At 63.4% G+C, this 12,467-nt stretch carries 12 protein-coding genes; 9 read left to right on the forward strand and 3 right to left on the reverse strand.

From position 1 onward, the window contains the following. Positions 1 to 40 precede the first annotated feature (40 nt). The 8 genes from GWG65_RS05100 (at position 41) to GWG65_RS05135 (ending at position 9,122) form a co-directional block, all read left to right on the forward strand. On the forward strand, positions 41 to 1,402 hold the full coding sequence (locus GWG65_RS05100) for an NAD(P)-binding domain-containing protein (protein ID WP_275194317.1): 1,362 nt from the start codon (positions 41 to 43) through the stop codon (positions 1,400 to 1,402). 126 nt (positions 1,403 to 1,528) lie between these two features. Continuing rightward, positions 1,529 to 1,897, forward strand: a complete 369-nt coding sequence (locus tag GWG65_RS05105; protein WP_275194318.1) for a hypothetical protein — start codon at positions 1,529 to 1,531, stop codon at positions 1,895 to 1,897. 99 nt (positions 1,898 to 1,996) lie between these two features. Next, entirely contained in the window at positions 1,997 to 2,389 is a 393-nt protein-coding gene (locus tag GWG65_RS05110) for a FixH family protein (protein WP_275194319.1), read from the forward strand. An 82-nt stretch (positions 2,390 to 2,471) separates the two neighbouring features. Further along, positions 2,472 to 3,896 carry an efflux RND transporter periplasmic adaptor subunit gene (locus GWG65_RS05115; RefSeq protein WP_275194320.1) on the forward strand — a complete coding sequence of 475 codons (1,425 nt, stop codon included), beginning with the start codon at positions 2,472 to 2,474 and terminating at the stop codon, positions 3,894 to 3,896. Beyond that, positions 3,893 to 7,084: an efflux RND transporter permease subunit gene (locus GWG65_RS05120; protein WP_275194321.1), complete on the forward strand. Its 3,192-nt coding sequence runs from the start codon at positions 3,893 to 3,895 to the stop codon at positions 7,082 to 7,084. Before GWG65_RS05115 ends, GWG65_RS05120 begins: the two co-directional genes overlap by 4 nt. Before the next feature lie 130 nt (positions 7,085 to 7,214). Then, on the forward strand, positions 7,215 to 7,925 hold the full coding sequence (locus GWG65_RS05125; protein ID WP_275194322.1) for a c-type cytochrome: 711 nt from the start codon (positions 7,215 to 7,217) through the stop codon (positions 7,923 to 7,925). Positions 7,926 to 7,936: 11 nt separating this feature from the next. Continuing rightward, positions 7,937 to 8,548: a class I SAM-dependent methyltransferase gene (locus GWG65_RS05130; protein WP_275194323.1), complete on the forward strand. Its 612-nt coding sequence runs from the start codon at positions 7,937 to 7,939 to the stop codon at positions 8,546 to 8,548. Between the two features lie 91 nt (positions 8,549 to 8,639). Continuing rightward, the gene (locus GWG65_RS05135; RefSeq protein WP_275194324.1) at positions 8,640 to 9,122 is read left to right on the forward strand and encodes a DUF411 domain-containing protein; all 483 of its coding nucleotides are present in this window, start codon (positions 8,640 to 8,642) and stop codon (positions 9,120 to 9,122) included. Between the two features lie 169 nt (positions 9,123 to 9,291). Here the strand turns inward: GWG65_RS05135 and fetB are convergent, their stop codons facing one another. From fetB to GWG65_RS05150, 3 genes are read right to left on the reverse strand one after another with little or no spacing between them, the layout of a single operon-like run. Further along, on the reverse strand, positions 9,292 to 10,098 hold the full coding sequence (gene fetB, locus GWG65_RS05140) for an iron export ABC transporter permease subunit FetB (protein WP_275194325.1): 807 nt from the start codon (positions 10,096 to 10,098) through the stop codon (positions 9,292 to 9,294). Beyond that, positions 10,095 to 10,691 (reverse strand): ATP-binding cassette domain-containing protein, encoded by a 597-nt coding sequence (locus GWG65_RS05145; protein ID WP_275194544.1) that lies wholly within the window; start codon positions 10,689 to 10,691, stop codon positions 10,095 to 10,097. Before GWG65_RS05145 ends, fetB begins: the two co-directional genes overlap by 4 nt. A 26-nt stretch (positions 10,692 to 10,717) precedes the next feature. Beyond that, on the reverse strand, positions 10,718 to 11,752 hold the full coding sequence (locus tag GWG65_RS05150) for a Cj0069 family protein (protein WP_275194326.1): 1,035 nt from the start codon (positions 11,750 to 11,752) through the stop codon (positions 10,718 to 10,720). Between the two features lie 472 nt (positions 11,753 to 12,224). On the opposite strand from GWG65_RS05150, the gene GWG65_RS05155 reads away from it, so the two are divergent. After that, positions 12,225 to 12,458 carry a hypothetical protein gene (locus tag GWG65_RS05155; protein ID WP_275194327.1) on the forward strand — a complete coding sequence of 78 codons (234 nt, stop codon included), beginning with the start codon at positions 12,225 to 12,227 and terminating at the stop codon, positions 12,456 to 12,458. The last annotated feature ends 9 nt before the right edge of the window (positions 12,459 to 12,467 follow it).

Here is a 12,467-nt window from a genome sequence, read left to right on the forward strand (position 1 = left end):
CTGAATTATTCGATAATTCTAGAACGATAGGAAAAGCAACATGGACGATGGAAAGACGGTTGCGATCATCGGGGCAGGTCCCGTCGGCCTTGCAGCTGCCGCGCACGTGCTCGAACGCGGGATGTCGCCCATCGTGCTGGAGGCTGGGCCGGAAGCCGGGCACGCGGTCCGCCAGTGGCAGCACGTCCAGCTGTTCTCGCCATGGGAATACAATGTCGACAAAGCCGCGGCGCGCCTGCTCGCGCCGACGGGATGGAATTCGCCGGACCCGCAGTCCTATCCGACCGGCGGCGAGCTGCTCGAGCGATACCTGACGCCGCTCGCAACGCGGACGCAGCTGTGCGAAACGATCCGCACGTCGAGCCGCGTCACGGCGATCAGCCGCGTCGGTTTCGACAAGGCGAAGACGAAAGGGCGCGAGCAAGCGCCGTTTGAAATCCGCTATCAGAACGGCAAGGGCCCCGAGGTGCTGCGCGCGGACGCCGTCATCGATGTATCCGGCACCTGGTTCTCCCCCAATCCGGCCGGCGGCAACGGTTTGCCCGCGATCGGCGAGCAAGAGCGCGCTGACCGCATCGCCTACGGTATGCCGGACGTGAGGGGTGCCGATCGTGCCCGATATGCCGGGAAGATCGTCGCCGTGCTCGGGGCCGGCCACTCGGCGGTGGGCACGCTTATCGAACTCGTCCATCTCGCCGATGAGGTGCCGGGCACGCAGCCGGTCTGGCTGTTGCGCGGCGCCGATCCCGCGCAGGCCTTCGGCGGCGGCCGCAATGACAAGCTGGCCGCACGTGGCGAACTGGGCACTGCCTTCGCCGGGCTCGTCGCCGCCGGAAAAATCAGGGTAGAGACCGAATTCGCCGTCTCGCACCTTTCGCAATCCGAAGGCCGCCTTAGCATTTCGGCCGGCGCCTGCTGCGGGCGAAGCGTGATCGTAGACGAATTGATCGTCGCGACGGGTTTTCGCCCCGACTTTTCGTTCTTGTCGGAGCTGCGCCTGCGGCTTGATCCGGCGATCGAAGCGCCAGTCGCCCTGGCGCCGCTCATCGATCCCAACGAGCACAGCTGCGGCACGGTTCGCCCGCACGGTGCGCGCGAGCTCGCGCATGATGAGCCGGGGTTCTACCTGGCCGGCATGAAGTCCTACGGTCGCGCGCCGACCTTTCTCATGATGACCGGCTATGAGCAGGTCCGCTCGATCGCAGCCGATATCGCCGGCGACAAGCAGGCAGCGGCAAGGGTTGAACTCGTGCTGCCCGAGACCGGCGTCTGCACGCGCGGTGGCGTCGAGACAGCCGAGGCAGGATGTCGCGGCGGGCCGGCGAGGGAGGACGCGTCGGCCTGCTGCGTCGCCGACGAAACGGCGAAGGCGTCAGGCGCTTCGGGATGTGGCTGTTCATGAAACCAGTCTTCGCGGGCTTGGTAAACGGGGCGCGCTCACGGATGCTTGACCGGGATCAAGGACTGTATCTGGAGCCGGGATATGCTAGTCAGGCTCTGTCCCGGTCCGAGAGGTAAGTAGTTAACGATGCGGTTCGTCCGTACCATCCTGGCATTCGCGATTGCCGTCTCGCTGGCGATGCTGCCGGTCGGCACATCGGCTGCGAGCCTCGCAATGGCGTCGGATGACATGCAAACCAGCATGCACATGAGCGGCGACGCCGCCATGTCGATGGACGAGTGCTGCCCGGACGACATGAAGGGAACGAACTCCCTCGCCGGCAGCTACAAATGCGGAATGGGTTTTTGCTGCGCCGGTGGGATGCTCGCGCTGGACGACGTCAGGGCCCTTGATTTCGTGTTTCTCGCCATCCCCGCGAGCAAGGTCGCCATTCCCGCCGATCAGGTCGTCTCCGTCCGCGGCGGCAGTCCTCCCTTCCGACCTCCTCGAGTCTGATCTCGCAAGACGCGACGCGCGCAGCACATCTGCGTGCGACGACGACTGACGTGCGCGCTGACAGCGCCACGGCCGAGACCAGATCATGAGGAAAAATCGATGCTTTCGAAACTGAGCACCGCGGCTGTTGCCGCCACCCTTTCGCTCGTCGCTTCTGCTGCCATGGCGGGCGCCGGTGACTATGCCTTCGAGCCGGTCAATCCGGAGCTGAAAAAGGGCGACGACGTTACGCTCGCCGTTCGCCTGACCAACAAGCAGACCGGCAAGACGGTGCCGGACGCGGTCATCTTCAAGACGCGCGTCGACATGGCTCCGGACGGCATGGCCGAGATGGAGTCCGCGGTCGCACCGCTGCCGTCGAAGGAGCCCGGCGTCTACGCATTCAAGACCGATTTGCCGATGGCCGGCCGCTATCAGGTCACGCTGTCCGCGAAGGTCCAGGGCGAAGCCGAGACCGTCATCGGCAAGGTGATCGTCAAGGCAACCAAGTGATCGTTCGGGCGCCGCCCGACGGCGCCCGATATTCCCTTTCTTCATTCATATGGACGCGCTCCTGGGCGCGCGGATACACGTCATGAAAATGCGTCTGCTGACGGCTCTCACGCTGAGCGGTGCCTTGGCTCTCGGCGCCACCTGGCATGCGAACGGTGGGCTCTGGCCGGCTCATGCCGAGGCAACAACGGCTGCGGCAGCCGCGGAGCGAACGCCGCTGTACTACCGCGATCGGAGCGGCGCGCCGCTGTGGTCGGCCGATCCGAAGACGGACGAGCGCGGCCGCGATTACCTGCCGGTCTACGACGACGACGAGCAAATGGTCTCGCAGCCTGCGAAGCCGAAGCAGCAGGCCGGCTCGCCCCGCAAGATCCTGTACTACCGCAATCCGATGGGCCTGCCCGATACCTCGCCGGTCCCGAAGAAGGACCCGATGGGGATGGACTACGTCCCGGTGTACGAAGGCGATGATGCAGACGACGGCACCGTGAAGCTTTCGCCCGGCAAGATCCAGCGCACCGGAGTGAAATCCGAGCCCGTCGAGCATCGCAGCATCCGCGTCGCTGTGAAGGCGCCCGGTACGATTCAGCTCGACGAGCGCCGCATATCCGTGATCGCCATGCGCGCCGAAAGCTTCGTCCAGAAGGTCGCCGACGTGACGACGGGGACCCGCGTCAGGGCTGGCCAGCCCCTGATGGAGATTTACAGTTCGGCCGTCGCATCCGCCGCCGCCGAATATCTCGCGACGATCACCTCCAAGACCGTCGGCGGCGTCGAACTCTACGGCCGGGGCTCACGGCAACGGCTGGTCAATCTCGACGTTCCGGAGCCGATCATCGCGGAGATGGAGAAGACGCGGAGCGCCCCGGTCACCGTCCACTGGTCGGCGCCGCGCGACGGTATCGTGCTCGAGCGCAACGCGATCGAGGGCATGCGGGCCAACCCGGGCGACGTGCTGTTCCGCATCGCGGACATTTCGGTGGTCTGGGCCCTGGTCGACATCGCCGAACGCGATCTCGGCAACATCGCGGTTGGCCAGGCTGTGGCGGTCCGCGCGCGCAGTTTTTCCGGCCGAGCCTTCACGGGAAAGATCGCCGTCGTCTATCCGCAGGTGAACCGTGACACGCGGACCATTCGCGTCCGCATCGAATTGTCAAATCCGGACGGGTTGCTGCTTCCTGACATGTATGTCGATGCCGACATCGACACCGCCGATTCGGCGCCTGTGCTGGCTGTGCCCGACAGTTCGGTGCTCGACACCGGCACGCGCCAGGCCGTGCTGGTCGACAAGGGGGAAGGGCGCTTCGAGCCGCGGGAGGTGAAGCTCGGCCGGCGGGGCGGCGGCTACATCGAGGTTCGGGAGGGCCTTGCGAATGGCGAGGCGGTGGTCACCTCGGCCAATTTCCTGATCGATGCGGAAAGCAATTTGAAAGCCGCGCTAAAGGGTTTCGCGGGCGCGGCGCCGCAGGCTTCCGACGTCGCCCAAGCGATGGGAGAGCACAAATGATCGCCCGCATCATCGCCTGGTCGGCTCGCAACCTGCTGCTGGTGCTGTTCGGTACCGGTTTTGCGGCCGCGGCAGGCCTGTACGCGCTGATCCACCTTCCGCTTGATGCGATCCCGGACCTGTCGGACACGCAGGTGATCGTCTACACGGAGTATCCCGGCCAGGCGCCGCAGGTGATCGAGGATCAGGTCACCTATCCGCTGGCCACCGCCATGCTGACGGTGCCGAAGTCCAAGGTCGTGCGCGGGTTCTCCTTCTTCGGGGTCTCGTTCGTCTACGTGATCTTCGAGGACGGCACCGACATCTACTGGGCGCGTTCGCGCGTTATGGAATTTCTCAACGGCGCGACTTCGCGGCTTCCCGCCGGCGTGACGCCGACCATCGGTCCGGACGCCACCGGGGTCGGCTGGGTCTACCAATACGCGGTGGTCTCCAAGGAATTGAATCTCGCCGACACCCGCACGATCCAGGACTGGAATCTCAAGTTCGCGCTGGCCAAGGCCGAAGGCGTTGCCGAGGTCGCCAGCATCGGCGGTTTCGTCAAGCAGTACAACGTCATCCTCGACCCGCAGCGGATGCGCGACCGCGGCATCAGCATGCAAAAGATCCGCGAGGCCATCCGCGCCAGCAACGCCGATGTCGGCGGGCGAACGGTGGAGCTGTCGGAGTTCGAATACGTCATCCGCGGCAAGGGCTACATCAAAGGCATCAACGATCTCGGCAACATCGTGCTCAAGACCAGCAACGGCACGCCCGTGCTGCTGCGCGACGTCGCCCGGGTGGAGCTCGGTCCCGACGAGCGGCGGGGCATCGCGGAACTGAACGGCGAGGGCGAGGTCGCAAGCGGAATCGTGCTGCAGCGGTTCGGCCTCAACGCGCTCGACGTGATCGAGAACGTCAAGAAGCGGTTCGCGGAGATCGCGAGCAGCCTGCCAAAATCGGTCGAGATCGTACCGGTCTATGACCGGTCGAACCTGATCTATGCGGCCATCGATACGCTCAAGCACACGCTGGTCGAAGAGAGCATCGTCGTCGGGCTGGTCTGCATCGTCTTCCTGCTGCATGTCCGCAGCGCGCTGGTCGCGATCCTGATGCTGCCGGTGGGCGTGCTGATGGCGTTCGGGGCCATGAAGCTGCTCGGGCTCGGGTCCAACATCATGAGCCTCGGCGGAATCGCGATCGCCATCGGCGCCATGGTGGACGCGGCGATCGTCATGATCGAGAACGCCCACAAGCATCTCGAGCGTGCCAGGCCCGACCAGTCCCGTGTCCAGGTCCTGATAGACGCCGCCTCGGAGGTTGGCCCGGCGCTGTTCTTCAGCCTGCTGATCATCACGGTCTCGTTCATGCCGATCTTCACGCTAGAATCGCAGGAAGGGCGGCTGTTCAGCCCCCTGGCGTTCACGAAGACCTTCTCGATGGCCGCTGCGGCCCTGCTATCCGTCACCCTGGTACCGGCGCTCATGGTGATCTTCGTCCGCGGCAGGATTGTCCCCGAGCACAAGAACTTCATCAACCGCTTCCTGATCTGGATCTACCGTCCCGTGATCAAGGGCGTGCTGCGCGCCAAGACGCTGGTGATCCTCATCTCCGTTGCCGTGCTCGCCGTCTCGATCTGGCCGGCCCGCCAGCTCGGTACCGAGTTCATGCCGTCGTTGAACGAGGGGACGCTGCTCTACATGCCGACGACCCTGCCGGGCATCTCGGTAACGAAGGCGGCCGAACTGATGCAGATCCAGGACCGGATCGTCAAGTCGTTCCCTGAAGTCGCATCCGTCTACGGAAAGGCGGGGCGGGCGGCCACGGCAACCGACCCGGCGCCGACGGAGATGTTCGAGACGGTCGTCAATCTCAAGCCAAAGGAGCATTGGCGCCCCGGCGTCACCATCGACAGCCTTATCGCGGAGATGGACAAGGCGCTGCAATTCCCAGGTGTCTCCAATGCCTGGACCATGCCGATCAAGGCGCGCATCGACATGCTGTCGACCGGCATCCGCACGCCGATCGGCGTCAAGGTGATGGGCACGGATTTGGTCGAGATCGATCGGCTGGCCAAACAGATCGAGCGGGTGATCAAGACCGTCCCCGGCACCTCGTCGGCCTATGCCGAGCGTGGGATCGGCGGCTACTATCTGGAGATCGCACCGGATCGCGAGGCGCTGGCGCGTTATGGCGTTCTGATCCAGGACGTCCAGGACACCATCGCAGCGGCCCTTGGCGGCCAGACGGTCACCACGACGGTTGAAGGCCGGCAGCGGTTCACGGTGAACATGCGCTACCCGCGCGATCTGCGCGACAATCCGAAGGCCATTGCCAGCGATATCCTGGTGCCGATGCCGGCGGGCGGCGCCGTGCCTCTCGGGGAGCTCGCCACGGTCGAGCCGGCGCGGGGACCGACGTCGATCCGGACGGAGAACGGTCAGCTTGCGACCTACATCTACGTCGACATTCGCGATCGCGACATCGGAAGCTACGTCGCCGACGCGCAGGCCGCGGTCACCCAGAGCATCCAGTTTCCCGCCGGATATTACGTCGTCTGGAGCGGCCAATACGAATATATGCAGCGTGCGGCAGCCCGCCTGAAGATCGTGGTGCCGGTGACGCTCACGATCATCTTCCTGCTGCTTTATCTGAACTTCAGGGCGATAACCGAGACCCTGATCGTGATGCTGTCGCTGCCGTTCGCCCTGGTCGGGGGCATCTGGATGATGTGGTGGCTCGGCTTCAATCTGTCCGTCGCCGTCGCTGTCGGCTTCATTGCGCTCGCCGGCGTCGCCGCCGAGACTGGCGTCGTGATGCTGATCTACCTTGAGCAAGCTCTTGCCGAGCTGAAAGCGAAACGAACTGCGGTGGGTCGGCCCCTCACGCGCCAGGACCTGCACGATGCCATCATGGAAGGCGCGGTCGAACGTGTCCGCCCCAAGATGATGACGGTGGTCGCCATCATGGCAGGTCTGCTGCCGATCATGTGGAGCACTGGCACCGGGTCGGAGATCATGCAGCGCATCGCCGTGCCGATGATCGGCGGGATGATGTCATCGACGCTGCTGACCCTGATCGTGATCCCGGCGATCTTCGGGCTGGTCAAAGGTTTTCGTTTGCCTCCCGAGGGCAAGGGCAAAGGACAATTGCCCGAAATGTCAAAGCCGATCGGTACGAAAATACGGGTGCTGGAGCCTGCCGAATGAGGTGAGCCATGATGCACGACATGATGTCGGGAATGTCGGGGACGATGGGATTGATCACCGCGCTGATCGTCATCGTTCTAGTATTGGGGGCAGCGGCGCTGATCAAATATCTCTTCAAGGGAGATTGAAGATGCATCGCGTCTATTTGATCGGGCTGGCTGCCGTCCTGGCGTCCTCGCCGGGTCTCGCGCAGCAGGATGCTGTGGCACGCGGCCAGCGGGATTTCCGGGCCTGCATGCCGTGTCACTCGCTCGAGCCAGACCGCAACATGACCGGCCCGAGCCTCGCAGGGCTGTGGGGCCGAAAGGCCGGCAGCCTGGAAAGTTTCGAACGCTATTCCGATGCCCTCAGGTCATCCGGAATCATTTGGGACGAACGCTCGCTTGATGCCTGGATCATGGACCCGGATCGCATGGTGCCGGGGAACGACATGCCATTCAACGGTATCAAGGATGATCGGGCTCGGGCCGATTTACTTGCGTTCCTCAAGCAGGCCACCAAGCCGGGCGCTCAGCCACAGTCCAGTATCGAAGGTCGAGGGGGAGGGATGATGGGCGGAATGATGGGTGGCGGTGGGCGCGACCGCAATTTGAAAAGCCTTGAGGCCGCCATGCAGGTCAAAGCGATCACCTATTGTCACGACACCTATCGCGTCACCACCGCCGACGGCAAGACGCGCGCTTTCTGGGAGCGCAATCTGCGTTTGAAGACGGATTCCGGCGAAGATGGTCCACAAAGCAGCGCACCGGCCCTGGTACCCGCTGGTATGATGGGCGACCGCGCGGACGTGATCTTTGCCGCACCCGAAGAGATCAGCAAGACTATTGAGCGGCGATGCTAGGAGATGCGCGCATGGGCTTCTACAATGACGTCATTCTTCCGCGGCTTTGCGATCTTGCGATGCGCAACAAGGAACTTGCGCCCTACCGGCAGCGCGCGGCCCGTGCGGCACAGGGCCGGGTGCTCGAGATCGGCATCGGGTCCGGCCGCAACCTGCCGTTCTACGGGGCCACGGTGAAGCAGGTTGTTGGGCTTGAACCCAGTCCAAAGCTTCTCGAGATGGCGCGACACGCTCCACATCCGGAAACTCTAATTGAGTTTGTCGAAGCGTCGGCCGAGGCGATTCCGATCGAGGACCGCAGCATCGACACGGTCATGACGACCTGGACGATGTGCAGCATTCCGGATGTCGATCGCGCAATGACAGAGGCGCGGCGTGTGCTGAAACCGGGAGGGAAGCTGGTCTTCGTCGAGCACGGCCGCGCGCCCGAACCGCGCGTGCGCTGGTGGCAAGATCGCCTGACCCCCGCGTGGATGCGCATCTCGGGCGGTTGTCATCTCAATCGGGACATTGCTGACATCTTGACCCGGAACGGCTTTCGCATCGACGAGATGCGCACCGGATATATGAATGGGGTGAAGCCCATGACCTTTATGTACGAGGGACAGGCGAGCCCTAGTTGAGGCCTGAGGCGCTCCGACATCAAGGAGATCCAACGATGAATGCCGATGGCAACGACCGCGTACGTGACAGCGAAACGAAAGGAAGCCGAAGATGAAGGAACGCGCACATTTGATGACCCGCCGATCGCTTGTAACGCTGGTGGCCGCGGCGGTCCTTGCCAGGCCTGCGGTTGCGGCGCAGGCCGAAGAAGCCACTTTCACGGTGCACAAGGATCCGAGCTGCGGCTGTTGCACCGGCTGGGTGCAGCATCTCCGAGACGCAGGATTTACCGTACGGGTGGAGGAGACTGCCGATCTCGACGCCGTTCGGGGTCGCCTCGGCATTCCGCCGGGTTTGGTCGCGTGTCACACGGCGGAGGTCGCAGGTTATCTCGTCGAAGGGCATGTGCCGGCTGCGGCTGTGCGGCGCCTCCTGTCGGAGCGTCCCATCGCAAAGGGGCTCGCCGTGCCGGGAATGCCGGTCGGATCGCCGGGGATGGAAGGCGGCAAGCCGCAGCCCTACGCGGTCGTGCTGTTCGATGCTGACGGTCAAAGGACATTCATGCGCTTTATTGGCTCCCAGGCGATCGGTTGAGAGCCCTTGATGAAGGAGCGCTCCCGGGCTCTGCCTACCGCCGGGCAGATTGCCGCAGCGTGAGGTGCATGGAGGAGCGTCTACGCCGGAAGCGCTGATCGTCGAGTTGGAACAACACGGGCATGATGTGGCTCTGGGCCAGATCAGAGCCGTGATGACGACCGATGCTTTACGTGGATGTTTCCGTGTTAATTCGATCGAGGCGTAATCGATGTCGATGATCGGTGAGAAGGCGAGCGCCTCCCATCACAGCAGCGAGAGTTCCCAATCCTGTCCCACCGGCGATCAAGAACATGATTAGGAGCTGATACTTGACAGCATCTATAGGTTCGACGCCCGCAAGGATTTGACCGGTCATCATTCCTGGCAAAGAGACAAGGCCGATCGCAGCCATCGCATTGATGGTCGGCATCAGCCCGCTCCGCATGGCATCCCTCAGGACCGGCAGCAGCGCCTGATACCGGGTGCCGCCAAGCGCAAGGCAAGCTTCTACGGCGGCCCTCTCACGTACCAAGCCATTTGTCAGCACGTCCAGGCCCAGGCTTATCCCTGTCATGGTGTTGCCCAGGATCATGCCCAACAATGGCAGCGAGTAGCGCGGATGATACCAAGGATCTGGGCGAAGCTCCGTCAGAAGCGAAAAAATCGTAACGGTACAAGCCGCGAGCAGCGTGCATCCGGCGCCCAAGCCGTAGCTCCAAATACCTGGTAAGCGCCGCTTTTGCCGTGCGACGATTTCCCGTGATGCGAAGAGAACCATGATGAAGGCCGCGAGGGCAGTCCAGAGCAGCGAGACTGCGGCAAACAGGAACGTCAATACGTATCCAACGAGCACCAGCTGAAGCACCATCCGCACGGTCGCGATGGCCAGTTGTTTTTCAAGCTTGAGGCGGAGAGCAAGCGAGAGAGCGCCGTCCATGACAACAAGGAGCGCGGGCAGGACCAAGTCACCGTACGCCAGTTGGATGTAAGTCACGGCCGGTTTTCCTCGATGCTGCCATCGGCGCTCATCACGAAGACCCTTGACCCGACGCGGCTGGCCTGAGCGTCATCGTGAGTGCTCCAAACGACACTCGTTCCATTCGAAACGCGTTCGGCAATCAAGGATTCCACGGCCGCAACAGATGCCGAATCGAGGGCCGAAGTTGGCTCGTCCAGCAGAAGCACCCGCGATTGCAGCATCAGCGCCCGCACGAGGCCCAACCGTTGTCTCTCTCCGGTCGAAAGTCTTTGGACCGGCCAAGGTCCGCAACTGGGCGGCAACCCCAATCTTGTGACCAGCGGTAAGGCGTCATCCCAGCCGCTGAAGTGATCTTGCACGATGTCTGACCACCAGCCCGGCTCGGCAGCGAGGTAGGTCACTCGCTTTCGCCAGGCGGGCGCGGGCATCGCCTCCCTGAGCGTTCCGTCCAGTTTGACGGTTCCTTCGTTGGGATCGAGATCTGCGATGGAGCGAAGCAGCAGGGTCTTCCCGACGCCAGACGGGCCCTGCAGGGCGACGCATTCGCTGTCCTGCAAGTCGAATGAGACGGAGATGTGCAACCGCTTGAGCCCGCTGACCGTCAGCATGGTCGTCAATGACCTTTCAAGACCAGTCAAAGCCTGCGCTGCAGCCGATCGACAACCCGCTTGGCGATTTCTGCGGGCGCCTGATCCGGGAAAGGAAACACCGAGCTGACATTGATTTCGCCAAGCACGTAGCCGTCGGTCCCGTCGGCTTGAACCGGTCCCAGCATGAAGTCGGCGTCCCAGATCATTGGCAGGTCATGTCGCGGAATGTCCAGCAACGACGTTAGCTGGGGCGTCCACTCGTCTTCCATCAGGCGGCGCAGCCGCTGGAAGCGCGGGTCTGCATTCGACGTGTACAGCCGCGGTCCAGCCTCGGAACGTGCGGCCGGCGAGTCAACCAGGGCTTTGACTTTGTGATGGCCGAAGCCGGCACAGCGATCTCCCGCCATATAGCAGCGCACGACGCCTTCGCTCAAGCGAGGCTGGAATGGCTGATCGACCACGCTGTCATTCTGGAAATACTCGGCGCAGCGACGGAGCAAATGATCCAGCGTCAGTTCCTCGGAGCCATCCTTGGTCGCGTCCAGCACCCTTATCATCGCGGAAGTCGGCAGCCTCTCGACCTTCCAGACGCCCTGGCCACCGTTGCCCCGGTTGCGCTTGATCACGCGCGGACCGGTGGCGAGCCGTGTCGGCAACTCGGCGCGCATGGCCTCGGCGGTTTGATATAAAGCCGTGTCGCATCCCCACCCCATCGAGCGGGTACGATAAAGCACCTCCTTGGTGCCCATCTTGTGAATGACGTCCGGATGAGCGCTGACCCACACGCCCCGTGCGGCGACGTCGCGCAGCAGCGCGTCGAGACCGGCGCGATTTCGCCCGTCTTGAATTGGGTTGACCCAGACGAGCACGCCGTCCACCGACAGCAATTGTTCGCGGACCTCCTCGGCGAAGCTTTCGTCGTAGATGACCGGGTGGGCTTCGATGCCGACGGCGGCGAGGGCTTCGAAGACGTGCACGAAGCGGCTGTTCTGTGCGGTCGCATCCCGGCGCGCGGCAGCGTCGCCTCGCGAAAGAATGGCCACGGAAGGTCGCGAAGAGGGCTGTCGTTCGGTGTCCATGCGCAAGCTCCACGAATGGCGTGCTGCGCAGAGCTTGGACCGAGGCCTCACGGGGAGTCTGCTTTGTCCCCACCTGAACGACACTACTGAGGCCGTCTGCGAGTTTCAAGTCGGTGGTTGGCGCGGTTCCGTCGGAGCGGTGAACTCTTCGTGACGCTTGCCGGCGATTTCGGCGGGCCGCCTGGAGCACACGCTGGTTGACAGCTCCCGCCCGCGGGTTTTTATTTGCGGTTCGGGGATGTGCGATCTCCCCGTGAGGCGACATGCCCAAGCATCGCGTCCTGATCACCAAGGGCGCAGCATGTCTTCATACATCTCTGATTTCATCCGGCAGATCGTCTCGAGTTTTCGGCGCGGCGTCCGCGCCGATCGCATCGCCGCGCGCGCTTTGTTGCGCCTCGTTAGCCTCAGGTAGGGGCAGGATCGCGAAACGGACTTCACCTGGGGCAGGGACACAACCAGGAGAACGATGATGCGAACACGAACAACCTTCCGCACCGTTCTATTGCTTGCGATCGCAGGCGGGCTGTCGAGCGCACACGCCCTGACACAGGAGGAACTCGTCGCCAGGATTACGGCGGCCGGCTACTCGCAGGTCAGCGACATCAAGTTGACCGCCGAGGGTACGACCGCCAAGGCCGTGAAGAACGGCAAGGAGGTGCGGCTCGTCGTCGACAGCAGCGGCCAGATCAAGGAGCGAAAGTGAGACGCCGGC

Origin of the sequence: Bradyrhizobium sp. CSA207 (genome assembly GCF_029051685.1) — a bacterium.
In the GTDB taxonomy this organism is placed as follows: Bacteria; Pseudomonadota; Alphaproteobacteria; order Rhizobiales; family Xanthobacteraceae; genus Bradyrhizobium.